The sequence below is a fragment of the Mammaliicoccus lentus genome (assembly GCF_947036595.1).
In the GTDB taxonomy this organism is placed as follows: Bacteria; Bacillota; Bacilli; order Staphylococcales; family Staphylococcaceae; genus Mammaliicoccus; species Mammaliicoccus lentus.
In genome coordinates this window covers 646,733-668,784 of the sequence record NZ_OX344834.1, presented here as the reverse complement: position 1 = coordinate 668,784, position 22,052 = coordinate 646,733, and the positions used below count along the sequence as shown (strand labels likewise).

The window sequence follows — 22,052 nt, the reverse complement described above, 5'->3', positions numbered from 1 at the left end:
TGCTTATAAATACTGTTATTAAAGCATTTTAAACTCATATAAAAGTGTTCAGAATTATTACATGAAATCTTAAGATATTTAAATTAAATTACAAAGCTTTAACATTCAACACAAAGCATTCAATTTCTGCTAAAGTAGATTTTGTTGATAAACAGCAGAGAAAAAAACTTATAAATTACAAAACATATACGAAAACATTTTTAAATTATCTAGGAGGATTTTTACATTATGAAAAAAATAGCAACAGCAGCAATTGCAACAGCAGGAATTGCAACATTTATGGCACATGACGCAGATGCGGCAGAAAATAACCAAGGTTATAACCCAAATGATCCACATTCTTATGAATACAGCTACACAATTGATCAACAAGGTAACTATCACTACACTTGGAAAGGGAACTGGAACCCTTCAACTCAATCATACGGTAACGAAGCTCAACAACAAGTAGCTAACAATACTAGCTCAAATAATACTGAAGCTTCTTCTAATACAAATTATTCACAACCAGCATTCAATGCTGCACCAAACGGTGGAGGTTTAGGAGCTACAAATACTGCTTCTTCAAACCAAGATAACGTTCGCGTTTCAACTACACAAGCACCAACATCAGATAACCAAACTACAACTTCAAGCTCAAGTTCAAAAGTTAGCACTACAACTACTTCAACTTCTCGTCCATCAAATGGCGGAGGCGCTAACTTATACACAGCTGGTCAATGTACATACTATGCATTCGACAAGCGTCCTGACTTAGGTAACACTTGGGGTAACGCAAATAACTGGGCTAGCGCAGCTGCTCAATCAGGTTACACTGTAAATAACAAACCTTCATCAGGTGCTGTATTACAATCAACATCAGGTGCATACGGTCACGTAGCATATGTTGATAATGTTAATTCAGACGGTTCAATTGAAGTTTCTGAAATGAACTATGCAGGTGGAGTTGGAGTAGTATCTACTCGTACTATCTCAGCTACTGAAGCAGGTTCTTACAACTACATTCACTAAGATATTTAAAAAAAAGAGCAATCATAATGATTGCTCTTTTTTATGCTTTAGTATCTACTTTTTTTATGCTAATACCTGTCATACCATAAAATGCCGCGAAGATAACGCATAGATAACATGGTACTGCCCACCAGAAGAAATCTCCTAACGATACATGTAATAAATCTCTATAATAAATGCCAGATGTACCCCATGGAATAAATGGTAATACCATAGTTCCACAATCTTCTAGCGTTCGTGACAGATTGACTCTGTCTAAACTTCTTTCATCATACACATCCATTAATAATACACCAATCATAATAATAACAACTGATGCAACACCAGCAGCAAATACTAAAATTAAGCTACCAGCAATAGTTACAAATATAAGATGTGAATCTTTACTTATTTTACGAGATATTGTTGACAGTATTACTTTTAAACTGCCAGAAGCTTCTACAATTCCCGCGAAAGCATAACCACAGAAAATTGTAACAATTATTTCTGTCATACTCATTATGCCACCACGTTTTACAAGTTCTACCATAGAATTTGAAGCATCATTATTTGATAAAGATGTCATACTTATATCAAAACCATTCATTGTAACGTTAAAAGCATCAACTAAATCAAAACCATTGTTAAATATACCAACAACCATAGCTACTGCACTTGATAATAGCATCATTGGCACTGTTGGCTTACCCATACTTATGCCTATAACAATGACAATTACAGGTACCCAAACCCAAAAATTTAAATTAAAAGCTGTATCAATATTGCCTAATAAAGTATTAATACGTTTACTTTCAACATTTTCAGCATTAAATTGTAAACCTGCAAAGAACCATATTACAAGGCCGATTACTGATGCTGGAACTGTAGTCCACATCATATGTCTTATATGGTGAAATATATTTACTTTAGTTACAAGGGCGGCTAAATTAGTAGTATCAGATAACGGCGACATTTTATCACCAAACACGCCACCTGCTATAACAACACCAGCAATCATGCCTGCTGGTATATTCATTTCACTTCCTATAGCCATCAATGCAATCCCTGCTGTACCTACTGATCCCCATGCAGTTCCAGTCGCTACAGAAGTTACTGCTGTAATAATAAAAGCTGTTACTAAGAAATATGTAGGATTTATCATTTCTAAACCATAATAAATAAGTGCAGGTACAGTGCCAGAAAACATCCAAGTACCAATTAATATACCTACAGCAATAATAATAAAAATTGCAGGCATAGCAGTTGCTAATCTTTTAGTAATACCATCTTGTATTTCTTCCCAACTCAAGCCTACTCTTATTGCTATAAAGCCAGCATATATAGCTGCTAAAATAAGCAATGGTTGTATTGGGAATTGTAAAATTCCAAAACCTATTAAAACTATTATCCCCATGACCACAATAGTTGATACTGCTTCAAAAAGTGTTGGTAGCCTCTTCATATATCAAACCCCTTTCTAATAAATGAAGATTTCTTACAATTTTTTATAATAAAAGAAGTAGTTGTATATTTTACCAACTACTTCTTTTGTTTTACATGTGATATAAATGAATTATTACAAGAAAATGACATAAGTATTCTCACAATTCATTAAAAAACCCTATATTGATGGGCTATATCCTATATTACTGCATGTCATATTTCTATTTAAATATTACTAAAAGATTTTATAAGGTTATGATTAAGTAACAACTCGATGAAAATACACACAAACTCAATTTCATCTGTTAGAGTATATTTTGTCGTCGGAAAACGACACACACTTAAAATATAAATTATAAAATTAAACATATACGAAATTTACGGAGGAATATTTAAAATGAAAAAATTAACAACGATTGCAGTATTAACTACGGGATTAGCTACAACAATTATAGGGAATGGAGAAGCTTCTGCTGATACATTTGACCAAAACCAAAATTTACAACAAACTCAAACTCAAAACTATAATTACAACTACACTAGTAACTATAGCCAAAATTTCAATACTTCAAACATGAATGGATCAATTAATTCTTCATTCACTCAAACAGCAACACAAACTACAGGTTCATCAGCTAACTTATACACAGCTGGACAATGTACTTATTATATCTTCGATAAAAAAATGGAAGATGGAGATCCTATCAGCTCAACTTGGGGCAATGCTAACCAATGGGCTTCAAACGCAGCAGCTGATGGACACACAGTAAACAATACACCTAAAGAAGGTTCAATCTTACAATCATCTGCAGGTGCATTTGGTCACGTAGCATACGTTGAAAATGTAAACTCAGACGGTTCAATCGAAGTTTCTGAAATGAACTACCAAGGCGAAGGTGTTGTATCTTCTCGTACTATCTCAGCTTCAGAAGCTGGTTCTTACAACTACATTCACTAAAATTTGAATACTTTTTAAAAAGTCCAGACATTATTCATGTCTGGACTCTTTTTTATGCGATGAAAAAGGGATGTTTAAAGCTCTAACGGGCTAGAGTACATAAACAAGTACGTTAGAGCTTCATTTCTCCTATTTTCAATGTGATTTTATACTGAATTTATTTGATATAGTGCTCTAACGGGCTAGATATTTTAGTCTTGCACGTTACATTTTCTAACGGAATATGTCCATATAATTGTGTAATAAAAAAAGAGCCAAATATAGCTCACTTTAGTACAATGTAATCGACTAAGAAAATATTGTAGAGGTGACCTATATATGACTCAGTTAAATATTAACGTAGACTTTGAAGAATTGGCAAGTGCTATTTTAGAAAGTAATTTAAATACTGCTATGAAAAGTATAGCTGTAACTGTATTAAATGCTTATATGGAAATGGAAAGAGATCAGTTTGTGAACGCTGATTTCAAACAAAAGCATCCTGAAAGGATTGCACAACGAAATGGCTACTATGAACGTGATTTTATGATTCCAGTCGGAACACTTCATTTAAAAGTACCTAGAACGCGTGATGGCGAATTTACAACTGAAGTTTTTGATCAATATTCTCGCTCTGATCAATCACTGATTTTAGCGATGATAGAAGCTTATATTAATGGCGTTTCAACTAGAAACATCACGAAAATTGTAGAGGCTCTGGCAGGTAAATCTGTTTCGAAATCTACGATTTCAGAAGTTATGAAAAATATTGACCCCGATATTCAAAAGTGGTCGAGTAGACCTATTACTAGTCATCAGTACAGATATGTATTTGTTGATGCCATGCATATTAAAGTTAGAGAGAATAATAAAATAGTTTCTAAAGGAGTTTATATAGCTATGGGAGTAAATGAACTTAAAAGACGTGAAATTATTGGTTTTAAAATTTCTAATCAAGAATCTGAACAGGCTTGGTCTGAGTTCTTTGAAGATTTAAGAATGCGTGGCCTCACAACTCCTGAGCTCATTATTTCTGATGCACATTCTGGTCTTATTAAGTCTATTAAATCACAATTTATAGATTCAACTTGGCAACGTTGTACATTTCATCTTCTTAAAAACATCATTGAAAGATTTCCAAAAAAGAATTCACAAGAGGCAAGAACATTACTTAAATCTATTTTTCAAGCTCCTACATATCAACATGCGCTTGAAAGTAAAAATGAATTTGTAACTAAGTATGAAAATAATCCTAAGTATTCAGAAGCTTTAAATATATTAGATCAGGGCTTCGAAGATGCCACACAGTTTTATAGATTTCCAGCACAACACCATAAGAATATACGAACTACTAACTCTATTGAAAATATAAATATGCAGCTTAGAAAAAGAGAGAAAGTCATTAAGACTTTCCCTAACCTAGACTCAGCTTTTAGATTAATTGGTGCATTACTCATGGATATTCAAGAAAATCTAGATAATGCTAAAAGACCTTTTATTCCTTAAACTTACTACTTATTTTTGAAAAATAAGTAGAGATTAACAAAATGAATCTGCTAAAAATCAAACAGATTTATTTTGTTAATACATTCTAAAAAACCAAAGGTTGATTACTTCTAAAGATATTACACATAAATATGGACTTGACTTTCTAACGAGCTAGAGTACATAAACAAGCACGTTAGAGCTTCATTTCCCCTATTTTTAATGTGATTTTATATTGAATTTATTTGATATATCGCTCTAAAGGGCTAGATATTTTAGTCTTGCACGTTACATTTTCTAACGGGCTAGAGTTTTTAAACAAGCACGTTAGAAAGATACTATAGGAAAGCATGCACTTTAAAAATCGAATATTTTTCATTATTAATACTTAAAGATTAGTAGTTAACCGCTAAAACATGTATAATAATACCAATAGTTAAGCGAGGAGGAAATGATATGACGAACAGTGAACAGAACCCTTTTCAAGAATCTACAATTCATGAAGAAAATAATATAAATGTTGATAATCAAACATCTACTAATGATGATGAACGTTTATTCGGGATGCTCATATATTTAACGAGTCTATTTACTGCATTAATTGCACCTTTAATTATATGGTTGATTAAAAGAGATGAATCTTCTTTTGTAGATCGAATCGGTAAAGATTATTTAAACTTCTTTATTTCTTATACAATATGGGGAATAGTTGCTGGAGTACTATGTTTGATTATTATTGGCATTATTTTACTTCCAATATTAGCAATTTTAGTATTTATCTTCACCATTATTGGCGCAGTTAAAGCTTATCAAGGTGAAACTTATTTACCACCATTATCTATTCGCTTCATTAAATAGAAATAATTAAAACACTTTTTGTATAAAAAAGTGTTTTTTTTCTTTTTAAAGATAAAAGAGGCTCATTACTTTAATTATTAATCATGATAAAATAACTTGTATTCTTTTACACTCAAGAATACATATATTTATACGTCCCCTTTTTAAACATCATTTGTGCAATTCCTAAGATGGAATCGCATAATTTTTTTGTATTAAAAACTATAGTGCTTTAAAGGAGGAAATTTTTTGAAAGAAAACCTTAAAAAAACAAGAAGAAGATATATAAGTCTACCTACTCAAATATTAATTGCTTTAATATTAGGTGTTGTTGTAGGCTATTTTTTAAATGGACAAGATCAACTTATTAAATTTATACAACCAGTCGGTGATGTATTTTTAAACCTTATTAAAATGATTGTAATTCCTATTGTGTTTTGTTCATTAGCATTATCAATATCTAATGTTGGCGATATGCATACAGTCGGTAGATATGGTTGGAAAACATTACTTTACTTTGAAATCATTACAACTATTGCTATTGGTTTAGGTATTATATTCGGTAATTTATTTAAACCAGGTTTAGGATTAGATGCAGATAAATTGCCTAAAGGCGATATTTCTACATATGAAAGCACTGCTGATGCAGCAGAAAAATCTACTTATGGAAATCATATAATAGATACAATTGTAAGCATTATTCCTACTAATATATTCGAATCTTTAGCTGCAGGAGAGTTACTCCCAATTATATTCTTTGCTGTATTCTTCGGATTAGCTATTGCTGCAATTGGAGAGAAAGGACAGCCTGTTAAGGATGTTCTTGGAGGTGCACTAGAAGCTGTATTTTGGATGATACATAGAATTCTACGCCTTGCACCATATGGTGTATTTGCTTTTATTTGTGTAACGATTATGACATTTGGATTATCTGCATTAATTCCATTAGTTAAGCTATTAGCTGTTGTTGTAGGTGCTATGATATTCTTTATTGTTGTTGTTTTAGGCATAGTAGCCAAAATTTGTGGTATTAACATTTTTTCAATTGTTCGCATATTGAAAGATGATTTATTACTTGCTTTCTCAACATCAAGTTCTGAAACTGTTTTACCTTCAGTGATGGAAAAAATGGAAAAATTCGGTGCACCAAAAGATATCGTATCCTTTGTAGTACCTACAGGATATACTTTTAACTTAGATGGTTCTGCTTTGTACCAATCTATAGCAGCGTTATTTGTTGCTCAAATGTATGGCGTACATTTAAGTCTAGTAGAACAACTTATTCTAATGTTCACTTTAATGATCACGTCTAAAGGTATGGCTGCTGTTCCTGGTACTTCTATTGTTGTATTAATTACCACTCTAGGATCGATGGGATTAAATCCAGAAGGTTTAGCATTAATCATTGGTATCGATAGATTATTAGATATGATGAGAACGTGTGTTAACGTAGTAGGAAACGCACTCTCTACAGTCGTTATTTCAAAATGGGAAAATAAATATGACCATGAAAAAGGTCAACTATATTTAAATTCTCTAAAAAAATAACAAAAAAAAGATTCGGCTTGGGGGAGCCGAATCTTTTTTATTTTAATGAATCCTGTATTTCTTTAATTTCTTCTTGTTTTAAATCAACTACAATTTCTCCGTCTTTAGTGTCTTCTTTCAGAGCTTCTTTCGCTTCTTCTGAATGGTATAGCTCAGCAACTCTTTTTAAAGTTTTATTATCTTTATCTTTTGTATTTGCAGCTATAAAGTTGATATATGGTTTAGCAGCATTTGCATCTGGGTTTTCTGAATAGATAGGGTCTTTCTTAGGATTTAATCCTGCTTTAGATGCAACACCATTATTTATAACAGCGATATCTACTTCATCTAACGCTCTAGCTGTTTGTTGAGCATCGACTGCTTTAATATTTAAATTCTTTTTATTTTCAACTATATCTTTAGGACCACCATCTAATCCAAAGTCTTTCTTCAATTTAATATACCCTGCTTTTTCTAATAATTTTAAAGCTCTAGCTTGATTAGAAACGTCGTTTGGTATAACAACTTTAGCACCGTCTTTTAAATTTTTAATATCTTTTATTTGATTAGAATAAATACCCAGTGGAGCGAACACAGTTGTTCTAATTGGTGTGATTTCTGTTCCTTTATTTGCTCTTTGGAATTGATCTAAAAATGCAAAATGTTGGAATGAGTTTAAATCAATATCACCGTCTGACAATGCTTTATTGGGAACGTTATAATCCGAAAATTGTTTAACCTCTACATTAATATCTTCTTTTTTAGCTAATTCTGCTACTTTATCCCATACAGCAGTATCATTTGAAGCGATACCCACTGTTACCTTTTTATCATCTTTTTTATCACCACATGCTGCTAATAGTAAAACTAATGTCATTAATAATGTTAATACTTTTTTCATTTTATTCGCTCCTTTTCTTATGTATATAAATAAAAATCCCTTTTAAGCTTAGCTCAAAAGGGATTAACTTTATCTGCCAAGTTTAAAACTTGATGGATTTAGCACAGTTCTCTTTATAGAGTCCGCTGCTGAGATTTCATCGGGCCATATCCCTCAATCTCTCTTGATAATTTTTATTTGATTAATTCTGATAATACCTATCATATTACTCTAAGTCAATACTTTTTTTAACTTCTTCTTACAATTTTAGACAATACATTACCTAAAGATTGGATAAGTTGTACCATAATGACTAGAATAACGACCGTAATGACAATAACAATTGTATCAAAACGTTGATAACCATAAGCTAAAGCTAAGTCACCAATACCGCCTCCACCTACTGCACCGGCCATCGCTGTAGCACCAATTAAACCGATAATAGATGTTGTTAATGCTAGAATTAAAGACCCCAGTGCTTCAGGTAATAAGAAATGTCGAATAATTTGAAACGGTGATGCTCCCATAGAATGTGCCGCTTCTATGACGCCTGAATTCACTTCTAACAGTGAGTTCTCTACTAATCTTGCAATATAAGGCGCAACATAGACTGTTAAAGGTACTATTGCTGCAGAAGTTCCAATAGATGTACCCACAATCATTTTAGTAAAAGGTACAATAGCAATAAGTAAAATAATAAACGGCACCGAACGGAATATATTAATAACTGGATTTAGCACATGATATATAAAAGCATTTGGCCAAATACCATTCTTTCTAGTTATAACAAGTAAAATACCTAAAGGAATACCAATTAATGCACCGATTACTAAAGAAACAGTAACCATGTATAGCGTTTGGTATATAGCGTCATATAGTTGAGATGAATCTAAAGATGATCCAAACATTATGCTTCAACCTCCTCATATTCAATATTTAAATCTGTTAAATACTGAAAACTATTTTGAATTGCTTCTTGTTCTCCATTCAGACGTAGTGTTAAATAACCTACTGGTGTACCTTGAATGTCTGACATTGATGCAAACAGTATATTTATTTGTACGTGGAATTTAGTGATTAAATCATTGATAATACTATGTGTCACTTGTTCACCATCTATGTATAATTTAATGTCTGTAGCAGTTTTATCTTCAGGAATAAGTTTTCTTAAGTTTGAAGATATATCTGTAGTTATCACAGTTGATACAAAGTTTTTAGCAGTTGATGTTTGGGGGTGACTAAACACATCTAATACAGGACCAATTTCAATAACTTCACCATTTTCCATAACCGCTACTTTATTGCATATTTGTTGGATAACACTCATTTCATGGGTAATTAATAATATTGTGACTCCAAATTGTTCGTTAACTCTCTTTAGCAGTTTTAAAATTGAATCTGTAGTTGCAGGATCAAGCGCACTTGTTGCCTCATCACATAATAAGATTTTAGGATCTGTAACTAATGCTCTAGCAATTGCTACTCTTTGTTTTTGACCACCTGATAATTCATTTGGATATTGTTTACCTTTGTCTTCTAAACCAACAAATTCAAGCAATTCATTCACTTTATCTTTAATGTCATTTTTATTTTTACCTTGTAAAATTAAAGGCATAGCTACGTTATTAAAAACTGTCTTTGAATTTAACAAGTTAAAATGTTGAAATATCATTCCTATATTTTTCTTAATGACTTGTAACTTTTTCTTCGAATATTTATTCACATCATGACCGTCTACTAATACTTCTCCAGATGTCTTTTCTTCTAATACATTCACTAACCTAATTAAAGTACTCTTCCCCGCACCGCTATATCCGATAACACCGAATATATCTTGCTCTTCTACTTTAAAACTTACATCTTTAAGTGCTTGTATTTCAGAATTCTTTTGTTGGAAAATTTTATTCACATTTTTAAATTCTATCATAACATTTATCCCTTCCGAATTCTTATTATTATGATAAGAATTATATTGATGTTTACCTTTAACGTCAATACTTATAATCAAACTTTTCTAAATATTCATATATCTATATTGTATTTTTTCTCTTAAATACTTTATTCACATTTTCTTGATGAATTTTTATTAATGTAAGCGTTATCAATAAAATATTGACAACTTTGTGAACAATCAATAAAATGAAACTTAAGATGTATTTTTACATCCAAAAACAAGGGGGTTATAAGTATGGCTGAGCATGATTTCAAGCGTTTAGCAGCAGATCCAAAGTTTAAAGAACTTGTGAAAAAAAGAAATAACTTTATATTTCCTATATCTATATTCTTTATTTTTGCTACACTGCTATTTCCAGTATTGACTGGATATACAAATATCTTGAATAATATTGCATTTTGGAATATCTCTTGGGCATGGATTTACGCATTATTATTATTCATTATGGTATGGACTCTTGTCACTTTATATATGCGTAAAGCTAAATCTTTTGATAAAGATGCTGAAGCATTATTAATGGCGCATAGAGAGGGGCAAAACAAATGAATGTAATTGTCGTCGTTATGTTTATACTATTTGTTAGTATTACATTGTTTATTACATATTTTGCATCTAAAAGAACGCAATCAGCAAATGACTTTTATACTGCTGGAGGCGGGTTAACAGGTTGGCAAAATGGGTTAGCAATTGCTGGTGATTACTTATCAGCTGCATCATTTTTAGGTATAGCGGGTGCCATCGCATTATGGGGATTTGATGGTTTTTTCTATAGTATCGGTTATTTAACCGCGTATCTCATTGTGTTATACATTGTTGCAGAGCCTTTAAGAAACTTAGGTAAATATACTTTAGCAGATATGATTGCAGCTCGATTTGAGCTTAAAAAAGTTAGAGCAATGGCAGCAGTATCTTCCATTACCATTGTTATTTTCTATATGTTAGCTCAATTAGTTGGAGCTGGTGCACTTATTCAATTGCTATTCGGTATACCTTATACACTTGCTGTTATTTTGGTCGGTATCATGATGACAATTTATGTATTGTTTGGTGGTATGACTGCAACAAGTTGGGTTCAAATGGTTAAAGCCGTATTACTTATGATTGGTACTATTATTATTTCATTTTTAGTGCTATTACATTTTAATTTCAATCTTTCTACTATGTTTGGTGAAATGCACAATATTAAATCACCTGCTTTTAAAAGTGAATTTATCAACCCTGGCTCACAAGGTAAACCGCCTTTAGATAATATCTCACTAATTATTGCTTTACTATTTGGTACAGCAGGTTTACCTCACATACTGATGCGATTCTTTACAGTTAAAGATGCCAAAACAGCAAGATCTTCTGTAATGTGGGCAACATGGATTATTGGTATATTTTATATTTTAACGATATTACTAGGATTTGGTGCGGCTGCATTATTAACACGTGAAGAAATCATAAACGCTAACCCTGCTGGTAATATGGCAGCCCCATTATTAGCTGCAAAGTTAGGCGGAGACTTCTTAATGTCATTCGTTTCAGCCGTAGCATTTGCTACGATATTAGCAGTAGTAGCTGGATTAGTATTGACTGGAGCATCTGCTTTCGCGCATGATATTTATGGGCAAGTGATAAAAAAAGGGAAAATTAGTGAGCGTGAGCAAATGAAAGCAGCAAAATTAGCATCATTAGCGGTTTCAATTATATCTATTATACTAGCCTTATTTGCACAGAATTTAAATGTAGCGTTCTTAGTATCATTAGCATTCTGTGTCGCAGCAAGCGCAAATTTACCTGTTATTATATTCACAATATTTTGGAAGAGATTTAATACTCATGGTGCAATTACTGGTATAGCTGTTGGCTTAATTGTGTCACTTGTACTCGTAATATTAAGTCCAAATGTCATGAATCCAGAAGGAACAGCATTTATTACAATGTCACCAATATTCCCATTATCAAACCCTGCAATCATATCAGTTCCAGCAGGATTTATTGGTGCATTTTTAGGGACATTCTTAGGCAAATCAGAATCTCATGATAAATTCCAAGAAGTGCAAGTTAAATCAGCGACAGGCATTTCAACTTCAGATATTTCACATTAAAAATCAGTTCAGTTATGTTAAAGAGTCTGGGACATAAATAATTGTCCCAGACTCTCTTTTTGTATTGGCAGTAGCTGACAGGTATGAGAATGCGCTTATAACAAGCTTTTTTCATACCTAGTCATCCTTGCCGGGATGGGACTACGAAATCTTTTTAATAAAATGAGATTTCTGTCCCACACCCTTTCTTAATTTTTAATTAGCCTATTCATAAATTATTTTAATTTCGCTTTTTGTAAAAATTTAACTTTTTTACTTAATGATTTTGAAGACATAGATTTCAGCATTTTATTTCTCATTTTTATTTTCATCGTATTGGATGCCTGTCCAGCTTTTCCAATTTTCCTAGATTTTTTAATTACTTTTTTAGTGTGCTTAACTCTTAGTTTATTGTATCTTTTTAATGCTGCATCAACGTCTTTTTCTTTTAATAAGTTGGTTAAAGTAACAGCATCTTCAATAGCTTGTCCTGCTCCTTGCCCCATATTTGGCGTCGTTGCATGAGCTGCATCACCTAATAATACTACTCTTCCTGAAATGAATGATTTTAATGGTGTAAGGTCATACATATCATGGTGCAAAATACCAAGTTCTTCTTGAGCGTCTAATACATTACGTACTTCATCAGGATATTGATTAAAATATGCTTGAAGATGAGGCTTTTCGAATGATTTAAACTGTAAATCATTCTCTTTGGCATTCATTGTACAGAACCAATATAATTCGTCATCCTTTAAAGGTACAATTCCAAATCTACCTTTATGTCCCCAATATTCTAATGCAGTAGTTCGATCAATATTCAAGTTTTCATTTACAACGCCTCTGAAACAAGTATACCCTGCGTATTTAGGTTCAGATTTTGGTTGAATTTGTTTCCTAATATTTGAATTCAAGCCATCTGCTGCGATAACTAAATCAGCTTCTGCTTCTTGCCCATTTTCAAAATATAACCTTATATTATCTGGAGTTTGTTTAAATTCTTTTAATTTATAATCTAAATTTATACGTTCTGGAGGTACATGTGTTTTTAATATTTCATGCAAAACACTTCTATGAATTGTTATATTTTGTTCCTCATCTTGGTTCATTTTTAAAGTGTTTAAAAATGAATCTAAATTAGTTCGAATTTCGATTTTGTTAAGGGCTTGTCCTTCTTGTTCAATTGCATATGTCATTTTGTAAGGCTTTAATGCTTTTAGTACATTGCTTCCAATGCCTATCCCAGCACCTACTTGATTCAAGTCATTTCTTTTTTCATAAACTCGTACATCATGCCCCGTTTGATAAAGTAAACCAGCAGCAGTTAAGCCACCTATTCCCCCACCAATTACTGCTATTTTCATTTTGTTCACTACTTTCTTTAAAATAAAAATCTTTACTTCTCAATTATAATTAATATAACTATATTTTAACATGAAGTCATTACGATAAATAACCCCAGTTCAATTAATAAACCCCAAAAGTTAAATTATTAGTGACTTTCGGGGTTCTTATTATCAATATTAAGAACTAGAGTTATCTATTATTTATAATAATCTTTATATATTTCAGCTTTCTTTAAATCATGTTTATCATAATAACTTTCCATAATCTTACCAATACTCGTCGCCCAGTTCACATCAGTCGCATATAAATGCTGTCCTGGATTGTAAGGATTCCACCTCATTTTGTATAAAGTATCTTGTCCATTATCTAGATAATCTTTTCTTACAAATCTTGCGCCACCATCTATTGCTTTTTCAGGTGAAGTCCAACCCTTCTTACGCGCATAACTGCTTCCTGTTTCAACTGCGTCTTGATCAAAAGCACCAATGCCATAAAAGTTATAAAAAGTTTTTCCATTGGACATTTTAACACCGCTAGCCAACTCAGAATTGCCGTTTCCAGTTTCTATGAAAGCATGACTTAATAAATAAATAATATTAATATTATACTTATCTTGTGCGTTTAAAAATGCTTTTTCTTTACCTTTCAAAACACCTTTATCTTTTAAAATATCTTTAACTTGTTTTTCAGATATATCAACTTTTTCAGATATATCCATGAATTGTAAATCTGTTTTACTCTTATCAATATCCATATACTTATCGATATCTTTCTTATCTGCATACACAAATTTATTATCTTTTTGTGTCACAGCTGGTGAATCACTCTTTGTCTGAATTTCCAAAGCTTCTTCATAAGTATGTGTTTGATGATTCTTGAAAAAAGGAGACTCGAAAATAATTAATAAAATAATAAATACAAATATAATAATGAGTCCTAATATTAGGGTGAATCTATCTTTCAAAAAGTTAATGATTCTCACACCTTTTCTTTTAATATAACCATATTACGTTATAAACTTATCTTAAAATATAACAAATATCAATAAAACCGTTTATTTTATATTTTTAAATAATATAAAAATAGAGTCCAGAACAATTATTTATGTCCTGGACTCTCCTTCATTTCATTATTCTTCTCTGCTCATACCTTTTAAGAAATTCAACAGCATTGTTATACTGCTATTTATTTCTGGGTCTTTTAATGCGCCTAATAAATCTTTAACTGAAGTTTTATTATTCGAATTGGCTCTATTTGCTACTCTCATTCCGTTATTTATCTTTTTCACAAATACAGAAGCTTCTTCTAAATCTAAATCTCCAAACATAAACAATACGTTGCCTATATTATCTAATATACCTTCATACTGTTCTTTATTTAATTCTGTTACAATGTTCCCCGTTATAACTTTTCTTTGAACGATAGCTGCATGTACAGCATCTAATGCTTCTGCTTTTTCTAAAGCATCGAGTATATCTATTCCTTTTTCAATAGCAATTTTTTTATCGCTCAATCTTTCTTGCAGGATTTTCATATCCTTTTCAATTTTGTATTCTTTCGGCTCTTCCATTCGTTTAATGACTCGAATTCTCTCACCCATTATAATTCGCCACCTTTATTTGGGAATGTATAATCTGGTCTTTCCCATTTATCTTGAACTCTAACACTGATTTGTGGATTTCTCGTACCAAATCTATAATTGTGTTTTGGTATTGGCGCACGACCATTTTTTGTAATGACTTCAAGCTTTGCATAGTTATCTTTATATGCTGGTGTATTCGTATCCTTATCAACGTCACTATCTGTAACAAAGTTTGGTGCACCTTCGTTTTGGTCGTTCAATGGAATGTAAATATGATTACCTGACACTCTATCTGTAACTTGTACATTCAATTCTGTTGTACCAGCTTTAGATGTGACTTTCACTCGTGCACCGCTTTCTATACCATGTTCTTCTGCCAATTCTTTTGAAATTTCACAGAAATTCTTTGGTAATTTATAAGCTAAACCAGGTACTTGATATGTCATATTACCTTCGTGGAAATGTTCTAATACTCGCCCATTATTAACATGAAGTGACATTTCTTCAGTCTTTTTAGATTCTACATTGAATTCTAATGGGTACAATCTCGCCTTACCATCAGGGAAATGGAATTGCTCAGTATATAGTAATGGTGTATCAGAACCATCTTCATTCATCGGCCATTGTAAACTATTATAACCTTCTAATCTATCGTATGTTGCGCCTCTTACTAACGGCATTAAACTTTGTGCTTCAAACCAAATTTCACTAGGATGTTTATAATCCCAGTCTGCTCCTAATGATTGAGCAATCAATTGAATAATTTCCCAATCTGGTTTGGAATCTCCAAGCGGATCTAATGCTTTATTAATTCTTTGAATACGTCTTTCAGTATTCGTAAATGTCCCATCTTTCTCTAATGATGGTGACGCGGGTAAAACAACGTCTGCAAATTCTGCTGTTTTTGAGAAGAATAGATCCTGCACAACTAAGAAGTCTATTTTTTCAAAAGCAGATCTAACATAGTTAAGGTTAGCATCGACTACCCCTGTATCTTCACCTTTTATATAAAGTGAACGTAATTCACCTTCATGTATACTATCTATCATTTCATGATTGTCTAACCCAACTTCACTATCTAACTCTACATTCCACGCTTTTTCAAATGGTTGACGTATTTTTGCATCAGTAACATCTTGATAACCAGGTAATGTATTAGGCATACTGCCCATATCACTACATCCTTGAACGTTATTATGTCCTCTTAATGGATAAGCTCCTGTTCCTGGTCTCATATAGTTACCAGTCACTAGTAAAAGGTTAGATATAGCTGTACTTGTGTCACTACCTACGCGATGTTGTGTTACACCCATAGCCCAACAAATTGAAACGGCTTCTGTTTGAACAATTTCTTTAGCAAGCGCTTTTAAATCATCTTTACTAATACCTGTTCTTTCTTCAGCATATTCGAGCGTAAATGGTGCCAAACTCTCATAGTATTCATCAAAATCATTAACATATTCAGAAATAAAGGCTTCATTATGCCAATTTTGATCGATAATATATTTGGACAATGCTGATAACCATACTAAATCTGTCCCTGGTGTAGGTTGATAAAACTTATCTGCACGGTCAGCCATCTCGTGTTTTCTAATATCAAACACATATAATTTTTGTCCTAGTAATTTATGTGCTCTCTTAATGCGACTTGCGATAACTGGGTGCGCTTCAGCAGTATTCGTTCCAATAGTAATAACCATATTTGCTTTCTCTAAGTCTTCAATTGAACCTGAGTCTCCACCATAACCAACTGTTCTAAATAAACCTTGAGTTGCTGGAGATTGGCAATAACGGGAACAGTTATCTACATTATTAGTACCAATTACTTGTCTAGATAGCTTTTGCATTAAATAAGATTCTTCATTTGTACATTTAGATGAAGAAATAAATCCTAATGCATCTTTACCGTATTCGTTTTTGATTTCAGAGAATTTCTTACTAACAAGTTCAATTGCTTCTTCCCATTCTACTTCTTGGAAATAACCTTCTTTACGTACAAGTGGTTTTAATAAACGGTCTTCTGAATTGACGTAATCCCAAGCAAACTTACCTTTCACACATGTTGAAATGTGATTAGCTGGAGAATCTTCATGTGGTAATACTCTTAGAATTTCTCTACCTTTAGTCCATACGTCGAATGAACAACCCACTCCACAATATGTACAAACTGTTTTTGTCTTTTCGATAGTTTCTTCACGCATTGCCGCTTCAGAATCTGATATAGCAAACAATGGTCCATATCCTGTTTCTGCCTTTTTAGTTAACTCTATCATTGAACGCAGTAGACCAGGTTTTTGGTCCGTCATATAACCTGCTTGTCCGAGCATGTCATTTTCCATTAATGCGTTACAAGGACACACTGTGACACATTGTCCACAGTTCACACAACTTGACTCATCTATTGCTTTATCATTATCCCAAATTACTCTTGGCTGTTGACGTTTCCAATCAATCGTTAAAGTTTCGTTTACTTGAACGTCTTGGCATACTTCTACACATCTACCACACAATATACATTGGTCTGGATCGTATCTATAAAAAGCACCAAAATCTTCTTCATAACCTTTAGATTTAAATGGTATTGATTGATGTTCCAAACCAAATTCGCCCATAGTATTATGAATTTCACAATCACCATTATTGTAATCACATACTGTACAATATAGTTCGTGATGCTCAAGAACTCTATCTAGTGCTTGTTTTTGTGCTGATTTAACATTTTCTTTTTGAGTATTTACAACCATACCGTTTTCAATCATTGTGCTACATGCTCTTTGAAGTTGTCCATTTACTTCAACAATACATGAATCACACGTTTCGATTGGTCCAAGTGATTCGTTATAACAAATTGATGGAACAAAAGATAACTCTTGAGCTTTTATAAAATCTAAAAGTCTCATACCTTCTTCTACAAGATAATCTGTACCATCAATTGTTAATATTTGATGTTCTTGCATATCATTGTCCCCCTCTTATTCAATTTTGCCCATAAAAGTCATATTACCCAATATTTTTAAATGACTTATTTTAATTATAATTTTACATTTTTACTAATGCAAACATTTGTAGAATTTAACAATATTAATTATCTGAAATTTCTAAAATCTTATTGCTAAGTATACGGAACTTTGCTAATCTATTGTTATTCTATTTTGAAAGAGGTTTTAGCGATGATTACATTTATTTCTTCCATTATCATATTGATTTTAGGTTATGTTTTTTATGGAAAATACATAGAGCGTGTTTTCGAAATCTATCCAGATAAAGAAACACCTGCTTATAGTAAACAAGATAACATGGACTTTGTACCAATGCCTGCCTGGAAAGGTTGGATGATACAATTATTAAATATAGCGGGGCTTGGACCTATTTTTGGAGCAGTTTCAGGTGCATTATATGGTCCAGTTGCATTTATATGGATAGTAGTAGGATGTATTATCGCAGGTGGCGTGCATGATTACTTTTCAGGTATGCTTAGTTTAAGACATGGTGGCGCACAGTTTCCTAAACTTGTACAACATTATTTAGGTAAGTTTATTAGAGTATTTACAGATATTGTATCTGTCGTGCTTATGGTGTTAGTTGCTGCTGCTTTCGTAGCTGGTCCAGCACAACTACTTTCATCAAAAACACCTATTTCATTCTTGGTAGCATTAATTATCATATTTGCGTACTTTATTCTTGCTGCTATTCTTCCTATTAATAAAATAATTGGTCGTATTTATCCAATATTTGGTGTTATTTTAATTGTGATGGCTGTTAGCGTAGCAGTTGCGTTGATATTTAGTGGAAAACCAATTCCAGAAATTACAGTTCAAAACTTACATCCTAGTGGCATCCCAGTATGGCCCCTTCTTATGGTAACAATATCATGTGGTGCTATTTCTGGTTTCCATTGTACTCAAAGCCCTATTATTTCAAGAACTGTTAAAAATGAATCAGAAGGCAGAAAAGTATTTTATGGTGCCATGATTTCCGAAGGTATTATTGCTCTTATTTGGGCAGCAGCTGGTATGACTTTCTTTGGTGGTACTAAAGGTTTAGCAAGTCAGTTACAATCAATAGGACCAGCAGGTGTTGTAGATCAAATCTCAATTCAATTACTAGGACCTGTAGGCGGTGTATTAGCATTACTAGGCGTTATTATTTTACCGATTACTACCGGTGACACTGCATTAAGAAGTTCTAGAATGATTATAGAAGATTTTGTTAAAGATAAAGTGAGCATAAATTCTAAAGCTTTAATGATCGCTGCAAGTTTTGCTGTTGGTATTCCTGCTTTCTTTCTATCTACAATCGATTATTCATTCTTATGGAGATATGTAGGTTTCACAAATCAAATTGTCGCAACTGTCATGTTATGGGTTAGTGTGAGTTATTTACTTAGATATAATAAAGCACATCTCGTTGCTGGGATTCCAGCATTGTTTATGACAGGAGCTGTCAGCGTATATGTGTTATATGCACCAGAAGGCTTATCCCTCCCTTATAACACTGCTTTAATTGGTGGCGCTGTAGTATTTATTATTGTTTCAATATTATATGTAAGAGCCATACTTAAACAGACTGAACCAATTGCTTCACCAACTCAAGATTTATATACGTCTTAATTTGAGATTAAATCTATCTATGCATAACCAAACTTATTCTAAGCAAACCTAGCCTGGATAATGTGTTATGTATAGATTTTTTATTTTTAAATCATGACTATCTATAGTTGAAGTATAGCTGTATGATATGATTAAAACAGTTTATAAAAAGGAGCGTATTATATGACTTTCAACGTACAAACACTTAAAAATCAAAATCCCATCATTTCTAAAATGGCAAACCATGAAGAAATTTTTTGGCAAAACCCAGACTATCAGTCCGATTCCTCGCTTCCTTTTACAATTGATGATATTAAAGATGCGGAAGCAAGATTGAGCCGTTTTTCTTCATATATAAAAACAGTTTTTCCAGAGACAAAAGAAAACAATGGAAAAATCGAGTCTCAAATTTTTTCATTAGATACATTTAAAAATATAGAATTTCCTAAATTAAAAGGTCAATTGCTTTTAAAAGGCGACCATGCCTTACCTATTTCAGGTTCTATTAAAGCACGCGGTGGTATTTACGAAGTTTTGAAATTTGCAGAAGAAACAGCTATTAAAAATACTAACTTCACTGAAAATAGTGATTATAGTATTTTAGCAACTGACCAATTCAAAAATTTATTTTCACAATATCGCATTGCTGTAGGTTCCACAGGAAACTTAGGCTTAAGTATAGGTATTATGAGTGCGAAATTAGGGTTTAAAGTCACAGTACATATGTCACAAGACGCAAAAGAATGGAAAAAAGCTTTATTAAAATCTAAAGGTGTGGAAGTTGTAGAACACGTTCAAGATTATGGCTACGCTGTTAAAGAAGGCAGACAACTTGCTCAAAACGACCCTTATTGTCACTTTGTAGATGACGAATCTTCAAGTGATTTATTCTTAGGATATGCAGTAAGTGCACTTCGTGTTTATAAACAACTTGAGGAAAGAAATATCACTGTAGATGACAATCATCCTCTATTTGTTTATTTACCATGTGGTGTTGGTGGTGGCCCAGGAGGCGTAGCTTTTGGCCTTAAAATGATTTTTGGAAAAAATGTTCATCCCGTATTTATAGAACCTACGGAAGCACCTTGTATGACTTTAGGTATGGTTACTAAATTACATGATGCCATTAGCGTACAAGATATCGGTTTAACTGGTAAGACTGTAGCAGATGGTTTAGCTGTTAGCAGGCCTTCAAAACTAGTTGGAGATATAATGACATCATTGTTATATGGTGCTTGTACTGTAGAAGATGATCAACTATATCTTTATTTAAAAACTTTAAAAGATCAAGAAAATATCTTTATAGAACCATCTGCAACATCAGGCTTCCATGGTGTAAAAAATATAATAGAAATTAATAAAGATACAGAAAATGCAACCCATCTCGTGTGGTCTACTGGAGGTAATATGGTACCTGATAAAGAACAGGCATTATATTATCAAAAAGCTGAAGAAATAATAGATAAGGAGTAAGCTAACTTGATATTACTAATTATATTAGGTGTTGTAGCTGGTCTATGTGTACCACTTCAAACATCAATAAACACGAGATTAGGAAGTTATACAAAATCGCCTATCCTTGCTTCTTTTTATTCATTTTTAATTGGTACGTTAACATTAATCATTATTAATTTAATAATGAACCCTCAAAAATTAACACCGTCATTCATTATGAACCAAGAATTTTCTTATGTATGGTTTACTGGTGGTATGCTAGGCGTAGTTTTCTTAACAGGAAATTTATTGCTCTTGCCAAGAATTGGCGCTGCTTTGACAGTAGTAATGACAGTATCAGGTCAAATTATTATGGGACTATTTATCGACCAATTTGGCTTATTCGATGCAGAAGTTCATACTATTAATATAGGCAGAATTAGCGGCGTTTTGCTGATGTTAATTGGTATAATATTTATGAATTATAAAAAGAAATCTGCAAGAATTATTACGAATGAAACGCAATACACAAAATTTTGGATGATTTTAGGTTTGTTTACTGGTTGTTTACCACCTATCCAAACCGCCATCAATAGTGCATTAAGATATGAAGTTCAATCTTTCTATTTATCATCACTCATTTCTTTCGCGATTGGTACGATAGTATTACTAATACTATCTCTTATTATAGTTAGAAGAGTACATTTTAAATTAAACCAGGAAGGGCAAGGTAGAATCAAACTTATTTATTTCATCGGTGGACCTTTAGGAGTTGTATTTGTAACAACTAATATTCTACTAATGCCAGAATTGGGTGCTGCACTAACATTAATGGTTGTTATATTTGGACAAATGCTAATGGGATTAATCATCGATCACTTCGGTATGTTTAACACGCCAAGGTATAGAATTACTTTAAGAAGAGCTGTTGGCGCATCTTTAGTCTTTATCGGTATAATAATATTGAAATTATTTTAA

The 22,052-nt window shown here is 32.4% G+C and carries 18 protein-coding genes and 1 riboswitch; of the genes, 10 read left to right on the top strand and 8 right to left on the bottom strand.

Annotated features, from left to right (window positions below; all coding sequences use genetic code 11):
• The first annotated feature begins 228 nt into the window (after positions 1–228).
• Entirely contained in the window at positions 229–1,011 is a 783-nt protein-coding gene (locus ACNMOQ_RS03090; RefSeq protein WP_017000912.1) for a CHAP domain-containing protein, read from the top strand.
• A 40-nt stretch (positions 1,012–1,051) separates the two neighbouring features.
• Here the strand turns inward: ACNMOQ_RS03090 and nhaC are convergent, their stop codons facing one another.
• The gene (gene nhaC / locus ACNMOQ_RS03085) at positions 1,052–2,452 is read right to left on the bottom strand and encodes a Na+/H+ antiporter NhaC (protein ID WP_416350235.1); all 1,401 of its coding nucleotides are present in this window, start codon (positions 2,450–2,452) and stop codon (positions 1,052–1,054) included.
• A gap of 378 nt (positions 2,453–2,830) precedes the next feature.
• Here nhaC and ACNMOQ_RS03080 point away from each other — a divergent pair, with 378 nt between their 5' ends.
• The 4 genes from ACNMOQ_RS03080 (at position 2,831) to ACNMOQ_RS03065 (ending at position 7,240) form a co-directional block, all read left to right on the top strand.
• The gene (locus ACNMOQ_RS03080) at positions 2,831–3,391 is read left to right on the top strand and encodes a CHAP domain-containing protein (protein WP_416350234.1); all 561 of its coding nucleotides are present in this window, start codon (positions 2,831–2,833) and stop codon (positions 3,389–3,391) included.
• 318 nt (positions 3,392–3,709) lie between these two features.
• Positions 3,710–4,876, top strand: a complete 1,167-nt coding sequence (locus ACNMOQ_RS03075) for an IS256 family transposase (RefSeq protein ID WP_064205432.1) — start codon at positions 3,710–3,712, stop codon at positions 4,874–4,876.
• Positions 4,877–5,311: 435 nt separating this feature from the next.
• A complete protein-coding gene (locus ACNMOQ_RS03070; protein WP_315294800.1) occupies positions 5,312–5,713 on the top strand; it encodes a DUF4870 domain-containing protein in 402 nt (133 codons plus the stop codon).
• Positions 5,714–5,941: 228 nt separating this feature from the next.
• A complete protein-coding gene (locus ACNMOQ_RS03065; RefSeq protein ID WP_416350233.1) occupies positions 5,942–7,240 on the top strand; it encodes a cation:dicarboxylate symporter family transporter in 1,299 nt (432 codons plus the stop codon).
• Positions 7,241–7,277: 37 nt separating this feature from the next.
• Here ACNMOQ_RS03065 and gmpC read toward each other — a convergent pair whose 3' ends face one another.
• From gmpC to ACNMOQ_RS03050, 3 genes are all read right to left on the bottom strand, one after another.
• A complete protein-coding gene (gene gmpC / locus ACNMOQ_RS03060; RefSeq protein WP_103268997.1) occupies positions 7,278–8,120 on the bottom strand; it encodes a dipeptide ABC transporter glycylmethionine-binding lipoprotein in 843 nt (280 codons plus the stop codon).
• Between the two features lie 66 nt (positions 8,121–8,186).
• Positions 8,187–8,293, bottom strand: a riboswitch (SAM riboswitch).
• A gap of 54 nt (positions 8,294–8,347) precedes the next feature.
• Complete coding sequence (locus ACNMOQ_RS03055) at positions 8,348–9,007, bottom strand: methionine ABC transporter permease (RefSeq protein ID WP_017000902.1); 660 nt, start codon at positions 9,005–9,007, stop codon at positions 8,348–8,350.
• A complete protein-coding gene (locus ACNMOQ_RS03050) occupies positions 9,007–10,026 on the bottom strand; it encodes a methionine ABC transporter ATP-binding protein (protein WP_017000900.1) in 1,020 nt (339 codons plus the stop codon). Before ACNMOQ_RS03050 ends, ACNMOQ_RS03055 begins: the two co-directional genes overlap by 1 nt.
• Positions 10,027–10,287: 261 nt before the next feature.
• On the opposite strand from ACNMOQ_RS03050, the gene ACNMOQ_RS03045 reads away from it, so the two are divergent.
• Together ACNMOQ_RS03045 and ACNMOQ_RS03040 are read left to right on the top strand one after the other, a co-directional pair.
• Entirely contained in the window at positions 10,288–10,599 is a 312-nt protein-coding gene (locus ACNMOQ_RS03045; RefSeq protein ID WP_017000898.1) for a DUF485 domain-containing protein, read from the top strand.
• Positions 10,596–12,143, top strand: coding sequence for a solute symporter family protein (locus ACNMOQ_RS03040; protein WP_218688309.1), 1,548 nt, complete (start codon positions 10,596–10,598; stop codon positions 12,141–12,143). Before ACNMOQ_RS03045 ends, ACNMOQ_RS03040 begins: the two co-directional genes overlap by 4 nt.
• A gap of 215 nt (positions 12,144–12,358) precedes the next feature.
• Here the strand turns inward: ACNMOQ_RS03040 and ACNMOQ_RS03035 are convergent, their stop codons facing one another.
• The 4 genes from ACNMOQ_RS03035 to fdhF form a co-directional block, all read right to left on the bottom strand.
• Positions 12,359–13,486, bottom strand: a complete 1,128-nt coding sequence (locus ACNMOQ_RS03035; protein WP_416350232.1) for an FAD-dependent monooxygenase — start codon at positions 13,484–13,486, stop codon at positions 12,359–12,361.
• 179 nt (positions 13,487–13,665) lie between these two features.
• On the bottom strand, positions 13,666–14,445 hold the full coding sequence (locus ACNMOQ_RS03030; protein ID WP_369917462.1) for an N-acetylglucosaminidase: 780 nt from the start codon (positions 14,443–14,445) through the stop codon (positions 13,666–13,668).
• Between the two features lie 153 nt (positions 14,446–14,598).
• Positions 14,599–15,069 (bottom strand): helical membrane plugin domain-containing protein, encoded by a 471-nt coding sequence (locus tag ACNMOQ_RS03025; protein ID WP_017000947.1) that lies wholly within the window; start codon positions 15,067–15,069, stop codon positions 14,599–14,601.
• Positions 15,069–18,008 carry a formate dehydrogenase subunit alpha gene (gene fdhF / locus ACNMOQ_RS03020; RefSeq protein WP_064204616.1) on the bottom strand — a complete coding sequence of 980 codons (2,940 nt, stop codon included), beginning with the start codon at positions 18,006–18,008 and terminating at the stop codon, positions 15,069–15,071. Before fdhF ends, ACNMOQ_RS03025 begins: the two co-directional genes overlap by 1 nt.
• A 213-nt stretch (positions 18,009–18,221) precedes the next feature.
• Here fdhF and ACNMOQ_RS03015 point away from each other — a divergent pair, with 213 nt between their 5' ends.
• The 3 genes from ACNMOQ_RS03015 to ACNMOQ_RS03005 all read left to right on the top strand — a co-directional run bounded on the left by ACNMOQ_RS03015 (position 18,222) and on the right by ACNMOQ_RS03005 (position 22,052).
• The gene (locus tag ACNMOQ_RS03015) at positions 18,222–19,661 is read left to right on the top strand and encodes a carbon starvation CstA family protein (protein ID WP_135021044.1); all 1,440 of its coding nucleotides are present in this window, start codon (positions 18,222–18,224) and stop codon (positions 19,659–19,661) included.
• A gap of 162 nt (positions 19,662–19,823) precedes the next feature.
• Entirely contained in the window at positions 19,824–21,113 is a 1,290-nt protein-coding gene (locus tag ACNMOQ_RS03010) for a D-serine ammonia-lyase (RefSeq protein WP_416350231.1), read from the top strand.
• A 6-nt stretch (positions 21,114–21,119) separates the two neighbouring features.
• Positions 21,120–22,052 (top strand): DMT family transporter, encoded by a 933-nt coding sequence (locus ACNMOQ_RS03005; RefSeq protein WP_017000944.1) that lies wholly within the window; start codon positions 21,120–21,122, stop codon positions 22,050–22,052.

Excerpts from the sequence above, each read along its gene's own strand:
- ACNMOQ_RS03090 (WP_017000912.1), top strand. The coding sequence starts at position 229 with ATGAAAAAAATAGCAACAGCAGCAATTGCAACAGCAGGAATTGCAACA.
- nhaC (WP_416350235.1), bottom strand. The coding sequence starts at position 2,452 with ATGAAGAGGCTACCAACACTTTTTGAAGCAGTATCAACTATTGTGGTC.
- ACNMOQ_RS03080 (WP_416350234.1), top strand. The coding sequence starts at position 2,831 with ATGAAAAAATTAACAACGATTGCAGTATTAACTACGGGATTAGCTACA.
- ACNMOQ_RS03075 (WP_064205432.1), top strand. The coding sequence starts at position 3,710 with ATGACTCAGTTAAATATTAACGTAGACTTTGAAGAATTGGCAAGTGCT.
- ACNMOQ_RS03070 (WP_315294800.1), top strand. The coding sequence starts at position 5,312 with ATGACGAACAGTGAACAGAACCCTTTTCAAGAATCTACAATTCATGAA.
- gmpC (WP_103268997.1), bottom strand. The coding sequence starts at position 8,120 with ATGAAAAAAGTATTAACATTATTAATGACATTAGTTTTACTATTAGCA.
- ACNMOQ_RS03055 (WP_017000902.1), bottom strand. The coding sequence starts at position 9,007 with ATGTTTGGATCATCTTTAGATTCATCTCAACTATATGACGCTATATAC.
- ACNMOQ_RS03050 (WP_017000900.1), bottom strand. The coding sequence starts at position 10,026 with ATGATAGAATTTAAAAATGTGAATAAAATTTTCCAACAAAAGAATTCT.
- ACNMOQ_RS03045 (WP_017000898.1), top strand. The coding sequence starts at position 10,288 with ATGGCTGAGCATGATTTCAAGCGTTTAGCAGCAGATCCAAAGTTTAAA.
- ACNMOQ_RS03040 (WP_218688309.1), top strand. The coding sequence starts at position 10,596 with ATGAATGTAATTGTCGTCGTTATGTTTATACTATTTGTTAGTATTACA.
- ACNMOQ_RS03035 (WP_416350232.1), bottom strand. The coding sequence starts at position 13,486 with ATGAAAATAGCAGTAATTGGTGGGGGAATAGGTGGCTTAACTGCTGCT.
- ACNMOQ_RS03025 (WP_017000947.1), bottom strand. The coding sequence starts at position 15,069 with ATGGGTGAGAGAATTCGAGTCATTAAACGAATGGAAGAGCCGAAAGAA.
- fdhF (WP_064204616.1), bottom strand. The coding sequence starts at position 18,008 with ATGCAAGAACATCAAATATTAACAATTGATGGTACAGATTATCTTGTA.
- ACNMOQ_RS03015 (WP_135021044.1), top strand. The coding sequence starts at position 18,222 with ATGATTACATTTATTTCTTCCATTATCATATTGATTTTAGGTTATGTT.
- ACNMOQ_RS03010 (WP_416350231.1), top strand. The coding sequence starts at position 19,824 with ATGACTTTCAACGTACAAACACTTAAAAATCAAAATCCCATCATTTCT.